Below are 18,746 nucleotides of genomic sequence, written 5' to 3' on the forward strand. Positions count from 1 at the left end.
ACAAATATCACCTTTGTGCCAGGCTTAAATTCTCTGATAACAATGTTCAAGGAGCACGATATGACAACGCCAACGAACAAGACTCTCGACCTGAATGAATTCCCGAAACCACCCTTTGAAGAACAGCCGCAAAACCCACCAGGTTTAGCCAGTAAGATGATACCGGTTCCCGATCACGGCGAAACCAGTTACCGCGGAACCGGTCGTCTGACGGGCCGTAAGGCGCTGATCACAGGGGGCGACTCAGGTATCGGTCGCGCCGTTGCGATTGCTTATGCCCGCGAAGGCGCAGATGTTGCGATTAACTATCTGCCGGAAGAAGAGCCGGATGCAGCGGAAGTAATTAAACTGATTCAGGCGGAAGGACGTAAAGCGATTGCTTTGCCCGGCGATATTCGTTCGGAAGCGTTTTGCCAGCAATTAGTTAAAGACGCCGTTGATCAATTAGGTGGCCTGGATATTTTGGTTAATAACGCCGGTCGCCAGCAATTTAATGAGTCCATTCGGACATTAAGTACAGAAGATTTCGACGCCACCTTTAAAACAAATGTTTATGCCATGTTCTGGATCACCAAAGCGGCAGTCGATTATTTACCGCGTGGCGCCAGCATTATTAACACCTCTTCCGTACAGGCCTTTAAGCCAAGCGATATTCTGCTCGATTATGCTCAGACTAAAGCGGCTATCGTGGCGTTTACCAAAGCTCTCGCCCAACAATTAGGTGAAGAAGGCATCCGCGTCAATGCGGTAGCGCCTGGCCCGTTCTGGACAGTGTTGCAATCCAGTGGGGGTCAGCCACAGGAAAAAGTTAAACAGTTCGGTGGATCTGCCCCGCTGGGTCGTCCCGGTCAGCCGGTTGAAATCGCCCCACTCTATGTGACGCTGGCGTCAACCGAAACCAGCTACACCTCTGGTCAGGTCTGGTGCACCGATGGAGGAACCGGCACGCTTTAATCTCTTCCGGTATGTGGCCGCTCTACGCGGCCACTGTTCTGTTCAGCCAGCCACTCCCTGCATTGTTTCAGTGTGTCATTTTTTCTGTACAAGGATGATCAATATGGAAAATCAGTCGTTTCATTCGCCGATCAGAAAAGAGAGCTTTGTTGAGTTAGGGGCTTACGCCGCAATTGGTGAAGGCCGTTCAGTAGCATTGATTGCGCCCGATGGTTCGATTGACTGGTGGTGCGCGCCTAATCTTGATGCCAAACCGCTGTTTGATCGCCTGCTTGATTGCAATATTGGCGGCTATTTTCAAATTGTTCCCCGTGACCCTTATCGTGTTTCACGGCGGTATCGTGATAACAGCAATGTGCTGGAAACGCGCTTCGAAACTGACAGCGGTTGCGTGCTGATGACCGAGTCGATCAACAGTACACTGGCGGGTCGGTTACCCTGGAGTGAACTGGCACGACGTATTGAAGGTGTTGAAGGCGACGTTGAACTGGAGATCAGGCTTCGCTTTGGCACCGCCGCTGAAACCCGCTCGCCGTGGATTGCAGAAAGCCAGCAGGGAAAAGTGTTTCATATCGCTAATGTCATGGCGATGGTCCACACCAGCAAAGATATTGATATTGTTCATCTCGACGACGAAGAGATCACAGGCAGATTACGCACATCCCCGGCTCCCGTTCGCTGTGTGCGTTATTAATCAGTGAAAATGAGCCGCTGGCCGTGCCGGAACTTGCCGCCATTGACGCCCGTATCGAAACCAGTGATACCGCCTGGCGCGACTGGGCAGAGAGTTTACGCTATAAAGGCTGTTATCCTGACCTGGTGACACGTTCCGCGCTGTCGCTTAAATTTCTCTGGTACTCACCAACCGGTGCGCTGGCAGCAGCAGCCACGACCTCCCTGCCTGAAAGAACGGGCGGTGATAAAAATTATGACTATCGCTACGCCTGGGTGCGGGATGCCTGTTTGATTATCAAAGCATTCATTTTCCTGGGCGCGCTGGAAGATTCCAAAGCTGCATTTTCCTGGTTGTCAAAAACCATTATTCGCCACGGCGTTAAGCTGCATGCCTGCTACACCCTTAACGGCGAAGAAGTCCCGGAAGAACGCTATCCGGCATTAACCGGTTACAGATCATCAAAACCCGTGCGTATCGGTAATAACGCCCGCCATCAGGTTCAGCTGAGTATGTATGGCGACATGCTGGCGACAGCGCAACTGTTCGTAGAGGCCGGACACGTACTGGATCTCACCACATCGCGCATGCTGGGCGAACTGGCTAACTGCTGTGCTGACAACTGGCGACAGAGGGATTCAGGCATCTGGGAATTGCCAGAAGAGCAGCACTACACGCACTCAAAAATGGCCTGCTGGCTGGCCTTAGATCGCGCGGTTGCGATGGCAAAAGATAAACATATTGAACCCACCTGGGTAGGACGCTGGCAACGTGAGCGCGACCGTATCAGTGACTGGATTGAAACCCATTGCTGGTCAGAACAGAAACAGGCTTATCTGTTTTATGTTGGCAGTGAAGAGCGTCTGGATGCCTCACTCGCGCTGGTTCATCGCTACGGTAACCAGGTCAATCCGGAACGGATGCGTTCAACTTACCATGCCCTCAAACGCGAGCTGGGACAAAATGGTTGCATGCTTTATCGCTACAGCGGTGTTGAAAAAGAGGAAAGCCCCTTTCTCGCCTGCTCTTTCTGGCTGGCAGAAGCCTGGGCGTCTCTGGGTGAAACCGACCTGGCAAAAACGATAATGGAGCAGATCCTGGCGACCCTGGATCAGCATGGAAATGTGGATATATTTAATGAAATGTTTGATGTTCAGAGCGGATGCTGGCGTGGCAATATGCCTCAGGGGCTGAGCCACTTAGCGATGATTTGCGCAGCGCAGGCCATCTCTGATCATCAGAATAAAAACTGACTCTTCTCACTCTTCGTCTGAACCTGCCCTTACGATCCTCCGGTACGCCTTGTTAATTTAAGGCGTGCTGGCCTCAGAAAAAAAAGATCTATTTCCCCTCTCAGTGAAGGTAGTCACATATATAAAACATTTTTTTAACCTCAAATTGACCTTTATGCCCGCCTCTCTTATACCTCGTGAAAATTATTTCTCATTGCTGAAATAATTTTCAGGCGTTACCCCGGCTCGTTTTTCCGTTGTTTTGCTGTCACGGCTGAGCCAACACTCAACGTTCACGGGGAAAAAAATGAAAAAATTGACACGTATTGTGGCCGGGCTGGCGTTTGCTGCCTGCCTGAGTGCCTCTCTCCAGGCCGCCGAAAGTACGCCGCAGTTTCGCTGTAAGCCAGGTGAAACCTACTACATGAACGTGATGGTTACGGGCGTGGAATACTGGTTTCCGGTCTATGAAATGTTTAAACAGGCGGCACATCAGTTTGGCTGTAAAACCGTTTATGGTGGCACGCCAGCTTATGACGTTAACCAGCAACTCGCCAGCTTTGAGCAGGTATTAGCGCAAAAGCCCGCAGGCATTTTCCTGCATCCCATGAATCCCGATCCTTTTATTGAACCGATTAACCGTGCCGCAGAGATGGGCATTCCGGTAGTAACGTTTGCCGCTGACTCCCCCAACAGTAAGCGCGTGGCCTATATTACCTCGGATAATGATCGCGAAGGCAAAGCCGCAGCAGATGAGCTGGGTAAAGCAATGGGCAAAGGCGCAGAGTTTGCCGTTCTGGAAAACCCAGGACAGGATAATCATGATCGTCGCGTCAGTGCCTTTATCGCAGAGATGAAAACCGCTTTTCCAGACAGCAGGCTGGTCGCGCGCGCAGCAACCAATCAGGATCCCTCAAAAGCCTATAACGCGGTGCTTTCTATGTTGCAGGCCAATCCTAACTTAAAAGGCATATTTATGCCTGAAGCCAGTTCAGCCATTGGTGCTGCGCAGGCGGGAATTGAGAACGGCGGCAAAGTAAAAGTAATGACCGTGGATGTGAACGCAAAAGTGCTCGATATGATCAAGAGCGGGCAAGTCTTTGGTGCCATTAATCCTAATCAGGGCATTCAGGGTTATATGGGCTTCCTTACCCTGTTTTTAGCTGCTCACCCTGAGCTGATTGATCCGATGAATGATGCAAAGCAAAGCGGTGTTAATCCCTTCTCGTTCCCGGTTCTGGATAACGGTTACGCTGTGGTCACGAAAGATAACGCTGATGACTTTCGGTGGGATGCCTATCTGAAACGCCGTGGTACTAAAGGCATTAACGAGTAAGGGGCTGGCCATGACACCATTACTTGAATTACGCGGCATCAGTAAACGCTTCGGCGCAGTGAAAGCATTACAGGAAGTGGATCTGTGCTTGCGAGCCGGTGAAATCCACGCGCTGGCGGGTGAAAACGGGGCGGGAAAATCGACACTGATGAATATCATCGATGGTATTTTGCGTCCCGATAGCGGCGAAATTGTGCTAAACGGGCAAGTGGTTTCGATTCGCTCACCGCGTGAAGCGCAACAGCTGGGCATCGGCCTGGTGCACCAGGAGATCGCCCTGTGCCCGGATATTAGCGTGTATGAAAATATCTGGATGGCACACGCCGCCAGCCATCCAGGCATTTTATTGCCGCATCAGGCGTTGAAAGAAAAAGCGCAGCAGGTTATGAACCGGCTGGCCCCGATCCCGGTGACGCAAAAGGTGCGCGAACTTTCGCTTTCTCAGCAACAGCTGGTTGAAATCGCTAAAGCCTTAACCCTGGATTGTCGCCTGTTGATTCTGGATGAACCAACGGCGGCACTCACGGAGCCGGAAGCGCAAACGCTGTTTAAGATTGTGCGGCAGTTACAGGATCAGGGCATCTGCGTGGTCTATATCAGCCACCGCATGGCTGAGATCTTTGCACTTTGCCAGCATATCACCATCATGCGTGATGGCCGCAGCGTACACAGTGCACCGCTGAGTAGCATGACGCAGGATGAAGTCATCACCCGGCTGGTGGGCCGTGAACTGTCGCAACTCTATCCTGATAAGCGCCCGGTCAGCCAGCAGTTGCCCCTGCTGGTGGTCAGGGCGCTGGGTGACGGAAAACGCTTTCACGATATCAGCTTTCAGCTACGTCCCGGTGAGATCCTCGGCATTGGTGGCTTAATGGGCGCAGGTCGCAGTGAAATTGCCCAGGGTATTTGCGGCCTGGCAGCAATTTCTCAGGGAGAAATCGCACTGAAAGGCCAGCCGGTTGTCCTCAAAAACTATGCCGAGAGCATTGCACAGCGCATGGTTTACCTCTCAGAGGATCGCAAAGACGCCGGACTGTTTTTGGATATGCCGATCGAATGGAATATCTCTGCGTTAAACGTGAAGGCCATCAGCCATTATGGTCTGACACTCAGCCCGCGCCGTGAACGACAGCAGGCTGAAACCCTGACACAGCAAGTCAAACTCAAGCGCGGCAAGCTGAGCGATCCGGTGTCGTCACTGTCGGGAGGCAATCAGCAAAAAGTCGCCTTAGCACGAGTGTTGTCAATTCAGCCTGAAATTGTTTTTCTCGATGAGCCTACGCGCGGCGTTGATGTCAGCGCCAAAGCGGAGATTTATCACATTCTCGCCAGCCTGGCGGCCAGCGGTGTCGGCCTGGTGGTGATCTCCTCAGAACTTCCTGAACTGATCGGACTGTGCGATCGCATTATTGTGATTCATGAAGGGCGCATCAGCGGTGAAGTAACCGGTGACGCCATGACGGAAGAAAATTTAATGCGACTGGCCGCCGGTATACCTTCTGAAGCGGAGGCTGTATGGCACTGAATACCCCTCTTCCCCTGGCACGTAAATCACCCGTTTCGCTGCTGGGCAGCATTCACAAACAGCGCGAGACGGGGTTGATTATCATCATCGCGCTGATCTTTATCGTCATGAGTTTTAATTCACCCTATTTCCTCACCTGGGCCAACATGAAGGCGATGCTGCTCTCTTTCTCGATCGAGGGATCGTCGTGGTGGGCATGACGATCCTGCTGATCGTAGGCGGCATCGATCTTTCCGTGGGGGCCGTAGTTTGTCTGTCGATGGTTGTCGCCGGCCAGCTGTTTTTACAGGGTCTCGATCCCTGGCTGGCGAGCCTGGGGGCATTCTGGCGGCGGCGTTGATCGGTTTGCTGATGGGCCTCACAGTAACCAAAATCGGCCTGAGCCACTTTATTGCCTCACTTGCCGCGATGGTGATTGTGCGCGGCCTGTGCATGATTATTACCAGGGTACGCCGCTGTCGCTGTTTACCCTGCCCGTGAATTTTAAGTTTCTCGGTCAGGGCGCGGTATATGGCATTCCCTTTGTGATCATTCTGTTCTTTTTACTGGTGGCGCTGTTCGATTTTCTGCTGCGCAAAGCCACGCTGTTTCGCAAAGTGTTTTATACCGGCAGCAATGAGCGGGCAGCCGCCTATTCCGGTATCAATATCAACCGCATCAAACTTTGGGTAACCGTGCTGACGTCTACGCTGGCGGGTGTCGCAGGCATTATCTATATGGCGCGGCTGGGTTCCGCGACGCCAACGTTTGGCGTCGGTATGGAGCTGAATGTTATCGCCGCCGCCGTTATTGGCGGGGCCAGTCTGAAAGGCGGCACAGGATCTATACTGGGCGCGGTGCTCGGTGTTGCCCTGCTCTCTATCGTGACCAGCTCGTTAATTCTGATCAATGTCTCTGTCTACTGGCAGGAACTGATCAAAGGATTAATTTTGCTGGCTGCGGTTTCGATCGATCATCTTTTAAATAAATACCGGGCTGGCTAAGCCCGCCACAGAAAGGGAGAGCCGATGGAATTTACCAGCGAACATCACGCCTTTCAGAACACACGTCAAATCTACCAGCTTCTGGTGATGTATTACCTTGACGGAAAAAAGCAGTCCGACATTGCAGCGGAAACAGGACTCTCTGTTGCGACCATCAACCGCTTGCTGCGTCAGGGAAAAGAGAGCGGCATGGTGGAAATCACCATCAAATCGCCCTGGCTTTCAGCCCGCCAGCTTGAAGCCGATCTGGCTAAACTGGGCGGCCTGCAAGAGGTGGTGGTTGCGCCTAACGTTGCGGGTAACGAAGAGCAAAGCCTGCAGATGGTCGGCGCTGCCGCCGCAGAGTTTCTGCTGTCACGTCTTAAAGATGGTGATGTGATTGCCATTACCGGTGGCAAAGGCGTCAGTGCGCTGGTTGAGGCGTTACAGCCAGGCCGCAAATATAACGTTCAGGTCGTGCCTGCCCTGGGCTGCGTTCAGGGGAAACACTACACTGACGTTAATCATGTCGCGTCTGAAATGGCGGCGCGCCTGGGCGGTCATGCCTGGCAGATCCACGCCCCGCTGTTTACCGACTCCGCTGAGGAGCGTGACATGCTGATGAGCATCAGCGCCGTCGATCAGGTGTTAGCAAAGGCGCGCACCGCCACGCTGGCCGTGGTGGGATTAGGCTCGATTCACAGCAACAGTTCCAGTTATTACGATCTTAATCAGAGCGCCCGTCACGCTTCTGCCCGCATTGAAACCAGCGGTGCGCGCAGTGAACTGCTGGCGTGGCTGTTAGATGCTACAGGTCAGCCCGCCCCCTTTGAGGATAACCGCCGACTGGTGGGCCTTACGCTGCCTGAGTTACAGCGTATTCCCTTTACGCTGGCGGTCGTGGCAGGCCGTAACAAGATCGATCCTGTTCACTGTGCGCTACAGGGCCACTGGCTTAAAGCGATGGTAACGGAGGAATCAACCGCTGCGGGCGTGCTGGAACTGGCAGCAACTGAGGGAGGTCATTATGGCTGAAAAGCGTAAGGTACGGAGCCGCGAAGAACGGCTCAGTTATTTGCGTCAGCACGGTCAGGTGCCGGTGCTGATTATTGGCGGAGGCATCAACGGCATCAGTACTTTTCGTGAGCTGGCACTTCAGGGTATTGCAGCAGTGCTGGTGGAAAAAGGCGACTGGTGTCAGGCGGCAAGCGGCGCGCTGTCGCGCATGATCCACGGTGGTTTACGCTATCTGGAAACGGGCGAGTTCGGCTTAGTAAAAGAGTCGGTGACGGAACGCGATCGCTTGTTGAAAAATGCGCCGCACTACGTTTTTCCTCTGCGTACCACGGTGCCGGTTGATAACTGGGGAGGCGGCATGGTCAATGCCGCCCGACGATTCTTCCGTTTCAGTGATAAGCCAACCCGACGTGGCGCGCTGCTGATTAAGACTGGCTTGAGCCTTTACGATGTTTATACGCGACAAAATGGCACCATGCCCAGACATGAAGTGCGTGGTGAAGCCGCAACCCGTCAACGTTGGCCGGGATTTGCTGACTGGGTTAAATACAGCGCCACCTATTATGATGCCTGGATCGCTGCACCAGAGCGGTTAGGTTTCGAACTGGTTGATGATGCAGAACAGGCGAACCCTGACGCGCTGGCGCTGAATTACTGCCGGGTGATCGCCGCCGATGGCGATCGCGTAACGCTGCAAGACACGCTCAGCGAAGAGCGGTTTACGCTACAACCACACGTAGTGGTGAATGCCAGCGGCGCCTGGATCGACCAACTGAATCACACCCTCGCGCCGGGCGAAGCCGGACGAAGGCTGATTGGCGGCACCAAAGGTTCGCATTTGATTATCGATCATCCGGATCTGTTCGCTGCGTTGGCGGGGGAAATGGTTTACTTCGAGAACCAGGAGGGACGGGTCTGCATTATGTTCCCGTGGTTTGGCAAGGTTCTGCTGGGCTCCACTGATATTCGCGTTGACGATCCTGATACGGTGGTGTGTGAGGAAGAAGAAAAAGCGTACATGCTGGAGTCGCTCTCCTTTGTCTTTCCGGACGTCAGCGTCAGTGATGAACAGATCGTTTATACCTTCTGTGGCGTTCGCCCGCTGCCCGCCAGCGAGGCTAAAGTTAACGGACAGATTTCACGCAATCACTCGTTAGTGCTGCTTCAGCCTGATGCGACTCACGATTTCCCTACGCTATGCCTGGTGGGTGGAAAATGGACCACCTTTCGGCGCTTTGGCGAAGAAGCTGCCGATCGCGTGTTGCACCTGCTGGGTGAAAAGCGCAGGGTTTCCACCACAGCGATGCCGATTGGCGGTGGGCGTGGATTACCGTTGTCGCAGGATCGGGCGGCATGGTTTGAACGCCTGGCAAGCACAAGCGGCCTGCCGCTTTCCCGCATTCGCCAGCTTGTGCAGCGATATGGCACACGGGCCGAACCGATGCTGTCCGACATGATCGCCACGGATGACCGTGCACTCACCCATCATCCTGACTACAGCGTGAATGAAATCCGCTATCTGATTCAACATGAGCAGGTGCAGCAACTCGACGATCTGCTGATTCGGCGTACCTCAATGGCGATCTGCGGCGAGCTTTCGTTTTCTCTGATTAACGAAATCGCACAGCTGTTTGCCGGGACGCTGCACTGGTCCGAAGCGTTCACCCGGCAGCAGGCAGACGAAACCTGCGACCGGCTGGCGCGTTTTCATGGCCTCTCTTCACTTAATCCCCCTTGTTCAGGAGGAAAATCGACATGCTGTTAACCCATAAAGTGCGCATCAATCGCCTGTTTAATCATGGCAAATGTCTGGATGTTGCTGTCGATCACGGCATTGCCAATGAGCCCGATTTTTTGGTTGGGCTGCAGGATATTGAAAGTGTGATGAAGAACCTGATTTTCGCTCAGCCCGATGCCATTCAGGTGAACTATGGCCAGGCCGATCTGTTACAGCGGGTTGAGGGGCAAAAACCGGCGCTGGTCATGCGAACCGATGTTGGCAACGCCTATAACATCGCCCGACACCGTGAAATGTGGGCCGTTTTGCATAATCCTGACGAACCGATCCTCGCTGCGCTGCAAATGGATGCTGCCGCCGTGGTGGTTAATCTTTATCTGATCCCGGATGAGCCAGGCATTTTTAAAATGTGCGTGGAAAATATTGGCCGGCTGCGTCAGGCGTGTGACAAATATGCCATGCCGCTCATGATTGAGCCGTTAGTGATGGCACCCGCAGGCCAGGGCGCTGCTTACGGCTCGACAGGTGACGTAGAGAAAATTGTGCCACTGGTACGCCTGGCGCGTGAATTGGGTGCCGATATTATCAAAGCGGATCCTACAGACAGGGTAGACGATTTTCATCGCGTGGTAGAGGCGGCCCGCTGTCCAACGCTGGTACGCGGCGGCGGCAAAGGGGAATTAGGTGCGGTGCTGAACAAAAGCGCGGCGCTGATGGCGCAAGGCGCTTCCGGTATGGTCTATGGCCGAAACGTTTATCAACACGACAGCCCTGCGCGCGTGGTGAAAGCCTTGATGGCGATTATCCATAACGGCGCAAGCGGTGCGGAGGCACTGGACATCTGTCAGCAAGGTTAAGTCTACTGGCGCTTAAGCGGTGCGCCGTCTCTGAATGAATAACGGAGTCGGATATGAAGATCCTCGGTATCGATGCCGGTAATACCATGATAAAAGCCGTGCTGTTTGATTTGAGTGGGCGTGTTTTGTCCGTTGCTGAATGCGCGGGCGAAACCCACCAGCCGCAGGAAGGCTATGCAGAGCGTCCCGTTGAAGATATCTGGCACGGTGTCAGCCAGGCAGTGAGCCGTTGTCTGCAACAGGCGGGGGATCGGGCAAGCGAGGTGATCGCTGTCGGTGCCTCAGGCCACGGCAATGGCTTGTATGCCCTGGATCGACACCAGCAACCTCTCACTGGCATTCAGTCTATTGATCATCGCGCCCTCGATATTGTTCATCAACTGGAAGCCAGCGGCGTTGACAAACAGATCTATCAGCTTTCGCTTCAGAAACCCTGGGCGGCGGCCACCCCGGTGTTGATCGCATGGATCAAACAGCACCAGCCCGATCTGTGGGATCGCACAGCCCATCTGCTTTGTGCCAAAGATGTTATCGCCCATTTCCTTAGCGGCAGTATCAGTGCTGATTATTCAGATGCTGCCGGCGCTGGCTTAATCGACTACCGCCAGCGTCAGTACAGTCGCGAATTACTGGCTCTTTACCGCATTGAGGATGCCCTTTCCCGCCTCCCTGCGTTGCATGAATCCTGCGAAATCGTGGGAACAGTAACTGCTGAAGCTGCGCGCCTCACCGGTTTGCCCGTCGGAATTCCGGTGGTCGCCGGGATTTTTGATGTGGTTGCCAGTGCTGTAGGCTCTGGCGTGGTGAACAGTGGCGACGCATCGATTGTGGCGGGAACCTGGAGCATTAATCAGGTGGTGGTTGATAAGCCGGATTATTTGCGGCCAGTGTTTATGAATTCAATCATCGAAGGCGATCGCTACATGGCGATCGAGGCCAGCGCCACTTCCGCCGCAAACCTTGACTGGTTTTTGCGTGAATTTGATGATGGCCGTGCTGGCGAAGGTGCCGCACGAAGCAGCGACAGCGTGGCGCATGTGGCGCTGAATGCACAATTGCCGCTTTACCATCCCTACCTTTATTCGGGTCGAAAATCGGAACCTGCAAAAGCGGGATTCTATGGCCTGGGCGGCTGGCATACGCGGGCGGATATGCTGTTTGCCTTGTTTGAAGGCGTAACCTTTGCGCATCGCGCTCATATTGATCGCCTGCGCGCCGCAGGCATTCCTTTACCCAGGCCACCCTTTCTGGCGGCGCAGCGCGCAGTTGTATCTGGCCGCAAATGTTTGCTGATGTGCTTGGGATCCCCATCCGCGTTTCCGAATGTAAAGAGACAGGCGCACTCGGCGCAGCGTTATGCGCTGGCGTGGGGGTTGGCGTATGGAAAAATCTGTCAGAAGCAGCGCAACAGGCAGTGCAACTGACTCCCGATCTGTTTTTACCGCGCCCGGATCGCCATCAGTTTCACAGCACACGTTATAAAATATTCAAGAAACTGGAGAGAGTGATGAGCGAGATGTGGCAGGAAGCGAGCTGATCACTCCCTGTGCTGTTTAAGCCCGCCGGGGAAACTGTGCGCGGCGGGCTTCGCCTTTACTTTAAGGCATCAAGTATTTGATACGCGGCTTTAACGCGCTCAGCATTGGGATAATTTTTATTAGCCAGCATGACAATGCCGGTATTGCGCTCCGGAATGAATGCGATATAAGCCCCGAAGCCATTGGTTGCGCCCGTTTTATGGATCCACGACGCCCGATCGCTGGGTCTAACCGGATTGATCGCCTGCGCCGCTTGCGCACTTAACGCAACCTGGTTGTCGCTGGCATCCATCAGTGTTTGCGCCTTAACTGGCCAGTTATAGATTTCCCAGCCTAATCCCTGATACAGCGATCCCGCGCTAAAGTAACGCGACTGCGCAGTAATGATGGCATTTCTCAGTACGGTATTGCCGGAAGATAAACTATTAGGATTCGCGTTAGCTTTCATAAAGGTCAGCATGTCACGTGCGGTGGATTTTATGCCATAGGCTTCTGCATCCAGCATCCCGGCTGTTACCCGAACCGGCCGATCATTTTTATAACCCCAGGCGTAATCGAACATCATCGATTCTGGTACGGTGAAAAAGGTTCGGGTTAAACGTAACGGCTGAAAGACATTTTTTTCATTGCGTCTTCGAAACTGCCCTTCACCATTAAGTGACCAAACAAGCCGATGCTGGCATTGGAGTATTGCCGCACCGTGCCAGGCGCAGCTTGTGGTTGCCATTGCTGATAGTAACTGAGCAGCGAGGGTTGATCGGTCACCGTATCCGGCAACTGTAGCGGCAATCCGCCTGCGGTATAGGTTGCAAGATGCAGCATTTTAATTTTCTGCCACTGCGCACCGGTCAGTTCAGGCCAGTACTTATTTACCGGCTCGTTCAGACGCATATCCGCGTTACGGATCAGTACGCCAGCCAGTACGCCGGTAAAGGTTTTGCTGACAGAACCTAACTCAAAAAGCGTGTTTTCAGTCACGACCCGACGGGATTCAACATCCGCAACGCCAAAATTAACGAACTGGGTTCGGCCTTTGTACAGCACCGCGACCGACATCCCTGGGATTGCCTGCGCTTCAAGCAGAGGATCGAGGGTTTGTTTTACCAGCGCGGTCACCTGCTGAGAGGTCAGATTTTGTGAAGCAGCAGCACAACCCGAAGAAAGCGTGAACAATAAGGCATAACTGACAAGCGTTTTCATTAGCGAGTAATCGTTTCATCCCTGAATCAAATCATTTGCATTGAGACGCACATGATTGCACGCATATCTGCGCTTGTGAACTGCATGCGCCGGTATCACGTGTATTGCAGTGCGAACGCTCGACATAGCAGTTTGCCTGACAGCTGGCAAGGTCGCATTTAGCGGCAACAGGCGTGAGCTGCACGACAGGTGTGCGTAGCGGGAAATAAACCCGGGTTTGCGCGAAGGCGCTGCTGGCCAGAACAGTGGACAGCAGCAGGCTGAGGATGAGTTTCATAATCGATCTCCAGATGTACGGTGCATTAATTATGGGCAATGCATCACGTTGCGTCTGAGAAATCTTGTCAAATTGAGATCATCGGCGGATGTAACCTGAATTCAGTTACACCACGGCGATAAATGTCATTCAGTTTGCTGATATAGCGTTCAGGACAGTGCTGTTGCCTGATGCGATCTATTGCTGCCTCGCTTTTACTGTGCAACTGATCAGGATCGTCAACGATCTGCGTTAAGAGCTTTTTCAATGAATCGATCGTAATGCTGCGTAAACGATCCTTATCACCCACGCTGGTTACGCTGTATTCACGATCACCATTTAACGCCCCGCCGATACACCAGCCCGCACTGAGTGGATTGATTTCAGGCAAAGCGCGCACGTTACTGGTGATCACCGGGCAACCGTTCGATTGCATTTCGAGCACGGAAAAACCGTAGGTTTCCTGCCAGGTGGGCAGCAAGCCAAGATCGCTCTGGCGAAACAGCGCCATTAAGGCTTCATTGTCCATGCGCGTTTTATGTTTAAAACAGCGATACCGTGCGATGCGATTTTCAATGCCGCGGTAAAAATCTTCGTTGTCCTGATATTGCCGGTGCGCAATATTGTGGCGCTTACCCAGATCGCCTATCAGATGCACGTCAATCTGAGACTCATCAATTATTTTTTCATCCAGCAGCTCCGTTATCGCCAGCACAACTTCGGCCCCGCCCTTACGGTAAAATTCATTCCCCGCAAATACCAGGCGCAGTTTGCCCGGTTGACGCGGCATTTTTTGCTGGCAATAGAGCGTTTGCGGTGGATGTAACACCACTGTTTTGGCCCGCATACGTTTGGCAATATCAGGAGTATGTTCAAATAACTTCATCTGAATATTTAATGTGGCATCAGAGATAGCGATTAAGCCAAAGCAATTATCTTTCAAAACGGCCGGGATCAGCCTGTTCAGTTCAGGATTGTCCCGCTTGGCCACGCCCGCCACGGGCAACACGCGAGGCAGTTCCGTTTCAAACGTTGCCAGCCATTTGTGTCGCGTCATCGCCACTTCATTGAACAAATGCAAAATATCGAACTGTTGCGTAGTGAAAAAGGAAACGGTAAAAAAATGAATGATTTATTTTTTTTAAGTAATCGTGAGCGAACAGGATTAAGAAAATAATACACATTCCACTTTTTGAGATTGATATAGCTGTTTTTCGAATTAACCAATATATTACGCTGCTCCGGATATTGGTTATTGGTAATGCCGATTTTCATAATCTACTTCCGCGGTAAAGATATGCCCTGCCATGATCTATATCACGAGATATAAATGCATAGTCCTGCGGAACTTCTTAATTTACCTCAAGAGAGAAAATGACCCGCTAATATTAATCAATAGATTATTGAAGTGTTATCTTCTGTTCAATGCGCATATAAGAATTAACTGACAAAATGCGTCCAGTTTATTATTTAATTTTCAATTAAATCATTGATTTTTAGCTGATCTTTTATTTATAAATTATTCTTATCTGTTTCATTATATCAGCCAACGCCTGTGCTTCCTGCGCGTGAGGGAGTCAGGTGGCGGTGAATTAGTTGATTATTTTTAAACTAATCAAGATGGCTTAAATAAAAATTCAAATAAAGTGTGTTGCCGTTAATCAATCTGATGTGTAAAGCCGCATGGTCGCCTGATGAAACAAAAGGTGCAATAGCCTCGTTGAGATCACCAGTATGCACTGTTTTGGTTCATCTGACTGCCCACGCGGTGTGCAGTCTTTGTTATCATTTGCGGCAAACATTTTTTAAAAAACATAAAAAAACAGTGGCTTAACGGGTTAACGCCTGCATTTCATTTCGCTTACGGCAATTGGTACAAAAGTTGCAGGTTCACCATTAAGTGAAAAGGAGATGAAGATGAAAGCGATTGTGATTGGCGGGGGTATCGGCGGCATGAGCACCGCGATTGCGCTGGAAAAAGCAGGTTTCGAAACCGCCGTGTATGAAGCAGTAAAAGAGATCAAACCGGTGGGCGCAGCGATTTCTGTCTGGCCAAACGGCGTTAAATGCCTGAATGCGCTCGGCATGAAAGAGGCGATTCGCACACTTGGCGGCAATATGGCTTACATGGCGTATAACGACTTCGCCACGGGCGCGACGCTAACGCGCTTTAGCCTGTCCCCTCTGGTGCAACAGGTGGGTGAATTTCCCTACCCGGTTGCACGGGCAGAACTGCAAGCCATGCTTATTGATACCTATGGTCGCGAGCGCATTCACTTTGGCAAGCGCGTGGTTCAGGTTGAACAAAACGAGCATGGCGTGATAGCCACTTTTGAAGATAACAGTCAGGCTTGTGGTGATTTCCTTATTGCCGCTGACGGCACCCACTCCGTGATTCGTCACTATGTTCTGGAAGAAAAGCTGACGCGTCGCTATGCCGGTTACGTTAACTGGAACGGATTAGTGGAAGTCGATGAAGATATCGCTCCGGCTAATCAATGGACGACGTTTGTGGGAGAAGGCAAGCGGGTGTCATTAATGCCTGTCAGCGGCAACCGCTTTTATTTCTTCTTTGATGTGCCGTTACCCAAAGGACTGGCTGAAGATCGCCTCACGTTAAAAGAGGATTTGCGAGGCTATTTCAGCGGTTGGGCTGAGCCGGTTCAGAAGCTCATTGCGGCGATCAATCCCGATACCACTAACCGCGTCGAGATCCATGATATCGAGCCGTTCAGCCGCTTTGTGAAAGGTCGTGTGGCTTTACTGGGCGATGCGGCACACAGCACGACGCCTGATATCGGACAAGGCGGTTGTGCAGCGATGGAAGATGCCGTGGTGCTGGCCTCCACGCTGGCGGCCCACTCTTTAGGGATCGAAGATGCACTGTTGCGCTATCAGGCGCGCCGCGTGGAACGTGTGAAAGATTTGGTTCTTAAAGCGCGCAGGCGTTGCGATGTTACGCACGGTAAAGATCCGGCGGCTACCGCTGCGTGGTATCACTCTCTTAAAACCGAAACCGGTGAGCGCGTGCTGGCAGGCATGTGCGAAACGATCGAAGGCGGGCCGTTCGGCTGATAGCAGGCGTTAATATGCCGCGCTAAAAATAAGGGGTGAGGAATGCAGTATTCGATTGCAAAGTAATCTCACCGCCGTGTGGATCGGCCTCGGATGACTCGCCGCCTCCCTGAGGCTCGCCCGCAGGCGAGCCAATGATAAAGGCGTCTGGTGTTATCCTTCGCTCAGGCGCTTTGCCTGCACAACAGGTCTCTTCATCCCGGTTGAAGTGCGCACCGCTTTTAGCCAAACCACGTCAGATTTACGATAAGCCCGTTATGCGCGGCTGAAATGCCCGGTTCCGGTTGTTTCAGCCAGCCGGGTTAATCCGCTAACCCCCGATTTTTCAACATCGGCTCTGTCTGTGGCTCTCCGCCGCGCCAGTCTTCATACAACTTTTTCAAATCGCTACTGTTACCACGGGACAGGATCTTTTGACGGAAAATATCGCCGTTTTTGCGCGTCAGGCCCCCTTTTCAACAAACCACTGAAACCCATCGTCCGCCAGCATTTGCGTCCAGATATAGGCGTAATAGCCCGCCGCATACCCCCGCCCCAGATATGCTGGAAATAGCTGGAGCGATAACGTGGCGGCACCGCGACCAGTGCCAGATTGTCTGACTGCAGCGCCTGCTGCTCAAAGCCTTCAACAGATTGTGGTGTATCGTTGCCATGCAGACTGTGCCAGTGCAGATCGAGCAACGCAGCCGCCAGCAACTCACTCATGTCGTAGCCTTTATTAAATTTGTCTGCGCGGATAATTTTTTCATGCAGCTCAGCGGGCATTGGTTCGCCCGTTTGAAAGTGACGCGCAAAGTTGCGAAAAACCTGCGGTTCGCTGGCCCAGTGCTCGTTGATTTGCGACGGAAACTCAACAAAATCACGCGGCGTTTCTGTGCCCGACAGGCTCGGATAGCGTTGGCTGGCAAACAAACCGTGCAGCGTGTGGCCAAATTCATGGAACAGCGTGATGACATCATCCCAGCTGATTAACGCCGGCTCACCGGCTGGCGGTTTGGTGTAGTTGCAGACGTTGTAAATTACGGGCTTGCTGTCGAGCAGTGTAGATTGATTGACGAAATTGCTCATCCACGCACCGCCACCTTTGTTATCGCGTTTAAACGCATCAAGGTAGAACAGCCCCAGCGGCGTGTTATCCGCGTCGAAAATCTCAAACACTTGCACATCAGGATGGTAAACGGGCAGATCGTGACGCTGGCTGAACTGAAGACCATAAAGCTGAGTTGCGGCCCAAAAACCCCTTTTGTCAGCACGTTGTTTAACTCAAAGTAAGGTTTTACCTGATTCTCATCGAGATCAAACTGCGCCCGTCGAACCTGTTCGGCATAAAAATTCCAGTCCCACGCGGTCAGGGTAAAATCGCCCTGCTGCGCATCAATGGTTTGCTGGATAGCTGCGGCTTCGCGCTCGGCGCGTGCGCGTGCGGCGGGTACAATATTTCGCATGAAAGCAAATGCCGCTTCGGGTGTTTTTGCCATTTGATCCTGCAACTGCCAGGCGGCAAAACTGGTGAACCCCAGGAGTTTTGCCTGCCCGGCACGCACCTGCGCCAGTCGCAGCACTAAATCACGCGTGTCGTTATCATCGCCTTTTTCGCTGCGCGTCCACGCTGCGTGAAACAGTGCTTGTCGCGTGTTGCGGTTTTCCAGACTCTGCAACGCAGGCTGTTGGGTGGTGTTTTGCAACACCAGCAGCCAGGCCTGCTCCAGACCACGCGCTCTGGCTGCCGCCTGTGCAACAGCAAGATCGGCGACGCTTAACCCGGCAAGCTGCGCAATATCATTCACCACCAATCCACCCGCTTTGGTGGCCGCCAGCAGTTTACTGGTGAATTTGGTGCTCAGTCGTGCCGCCTCCTGATTCAGCGCCTTGAGGGTCTGTTTCTGCGCTTCCGGCAGGTTTGCGCCCGCCAGCTGAAAACGTTGCCAAATCACTTCAACCAGCCGTTTCGATTCGGCATCGAGTTTAGTTCGTTGCTGATAGACCGCATCCAGCCGGGCGAACAGCGGACGGTTCAGCATGATTTCGTCATGCAGCGCGGTAAGCTGCGGCGTTATCTCCTCTTCAACCTGTTGCAAATAATCGCTGGTGTTGGCAGAGGTCATGGCACCGAAAACTAAGTTAACGCGATTCAGTAACTGGCCGCAGCGTTCTAACGCTTCGTAAGTATTGATAAACGTCGCGGGCTCTTTACTGGTGGCAATCGCCAGCACCTCCTGACGCTTCTCTTCTATGCCTGCCTGTAAAGCAGGAAGAAAATCCGCCTCCTGAATCTGATCAAAGGGGGTGTCTGATAGGGTAAATTGCTGACGCTGAAGAAAGGATTCTGTCGGACGTTCATCGTCGCTCCTGATGGTCAACGCATAATGGGCAAGTTGCTCGT

12 protein-coding genes and 4 pseudogenes are annotated in these 18,746 nt (G+C 52.7%); 12 read left to right on the forward strand and 4 right to left on the reverse strand.

Annotated features, from left to right (window positions below):
• The first annotated feature begins 60 nt into the window (after positions 1-60).
• From O3W44_RS03790 to O3W44_RS03840, 11 genes and pseudogenes are all read left to right on the forward strand, one after another.
• A complete protein-coding gene (locus tag O3W44_RS03790; protein WP_269292047.1) occupies positions 61-954 on the forward strand; it encodes an SDR family oxidoreductase in 894 nt (297 codons plus the stop codon).
• Positions 955-1,057: 103 nt separating this feature from the next.
• Positions 1,058-2,880 (forward strand): annotated as a pseudogene (locus O3W44_RS03795) (glycoside hydrolase family 15 protein).
• Between the two features lie 286 nt (positions 2,881-3,166).
• Positions 3,167-4,195 (forward strand): substrate-binding domain-containing protein, encoded by a 1,029-nt coding sequence (locus O3W44_RS03800; protein ID WP_269292049.1) that lies wholly within the window; start codon positions 3,167-3,169, stop codon positions 4,193-4,195.
• A gap of 10 nt (positions 4,196-4,205) precedes the next feature.
• Positions 4,206-5,720 carry a sugar ABC transporter ATP-binding protein gene (locus O3W44_RS03805; protein WP_269292050.1) on the forward strand — a complete coding sequence of 505 codons (1,515 nt, stop codon included), beginning with the start codon at positions 4,206-4,208 and terminating at the stop codon, positions 5,718-5,720.
• On the forward strand, positions 5,711-5,920 hold the full coding sequence (locus O3W44_RS03810) for a hypothetical protein (protein ID WP_269292051.1): 210 nt from the start codon (positions 5,711-5,713) through the stop codon (positions 5,918-5,920). The genes O3W44_RS03805 and O3W44_RS03810 overlap by 10 nt, the downstream gene beginning before the upstream one ends.
• Positions 5,917-6,060, forward strand: a complete 144-nt coding sequence (locus tag O3W44_RS03815) for a hypothetical protein (RefSeq protein WP_269292052.1) — start codon at positions 5,917-5,919, stop codon at positions 6,058-6,060. The genes O3W44_RS03810 and O3W44_RS03815 overlap by 4 nt, the downstream gene beginning before the upstream one ends.
• Positions 6,061-6,148: 88 nt before the next feature.
• Positions 6,149-6,703, forward strand: coding sequence for an ABC transporter permease (locus O3W44_RS03820; RefSeq protein WP_269292053.1), 555 nt, complete (start codon positions 6,149-6,151; stop codon positions 6,701-6,703).
• A gap of 24 nt (positions 6,704-6,727) precedes the next feature.
• Positions 6,728-7,717, forward strand: coding sequence for a sugar-binding transcriptional regulator (locus tag O3W44_RS03825; RefSeq protein WP_269292054.1), 990 nt, complete (start codon positions 6,728-6,730; stop codon positions 7,715-7,717).
• Positions 7,710-9,464 carry a glycerol-3-phosphate dehydrogenase/oxidase gene (locus tag O3W44_RS03830; RefSeq protein WP_269292055.1) on the forward strand — a complete coding sequence of 585 codons (1,755 nt, stop codon included), beginning with the start codon at positions 7,710-7,712 and terminating at the stop codon, positions 9,462-9,464. The genes O3W44_RS03825 and O3W44_RS03830 overlap by 8 nt, the downstream gene beginning before the upstream one ends.
• A complete protein-coding gene (locus O3W44_RS03835) occupies positions 9,455-10,294 on the forward strand; it encodes a class I fructose-bisphosphate aldolase (protein ID WP_269292056.1) in 840 nt (279 codons plus the stop codon). The genes O3W44_RS03830 and O3W44_RS03835 overlap by 10 nt, the downstream gene beginning before the upstream one ends.
• An 86-nt stretch (positions 10,295-10,380) precedes the next feature.
• Positions 10,381-11,831 (forward strand): annotated as a pseudogene (locus tag O3W44_RS03840) (FGGY-family carbohydrate kinase).
• A 56-nt stretch (positions 11,832-11,887) separates the two neighbouring features.
• On the opposite strand, the pseudogene ampC reads toward O3W44_RS03840, so the two are convergent.
• The 3 genes and pseudogenes from ampC to O3W44_RS03860 form a co-directional block, all read right to left on the reverse strand.
• Positions 11,888-13,032 (reverse strand): annotated as a pseudogene (gene ampC / locus O3W44_RS03850) (class C beta-lactamase).
• 31 nt (positions 13,033-13,063) lie between these two features.
• A complete protein-coding gene (locus tag O3W44_RS03855; protein ID WP_269292058.1) occupies positions 13,064-13,309 on the reverse strand; it encodes a hypothetical protein in 246 nt (81 codons plus the stop codon).
• Between the two features lie 67 nt (positions 13,310-13,376).
• On the reverse strand, positions 13,377-14,345 hold the full coding sequence (locus O3W44_RS03860; RefSeq protein ID WP_269292059.1) for a glycosyltransferase: 969 nt from the start codon (positions 14,343-14,345) through the stop codon (positions 13,377-13,379).
• An 860-nt stretch (positions 14,346-15,205) separates the two neighbouring features.
• Between O3W44_RS03860 and hpxO the strand changes: the two genes are divergently transcribed.
• Positions 15,206-16,363, forward strand: coding sequence for an FAD-dependent urate hydroxylase HpxO (gene hpxO, locus O3W44_RS03865; protein WP_269292060.1), 1,158 nt, complete (start codon positions 15,206-15,208; stop codon positions 16,361-16,363).
• A 302-nt stretch (positions 16,364-16,665) separates the two neighbouring features.
• Here hpxO and dcp read toward each other — a convergent pair.
• Positions 16,666-18,704, reverse strand: a pseudogene (gene dcp / locus O3W44_RS03870) (peptidyl-dipeptidase Dcp).
• Positions 18,705-18,746 lie beyond the last annotated feature (42 nt).

The organism is Pantoea sp. LMR881 (assembly GCF_027157825.1).
Classification (GTDB): domain Bacteria; phylum Pseudomonadota; class Gammaproteobacteria; order Enterobacterales; family Enterobacteriaceae; genus Pantoea; species Pantoea haifensis.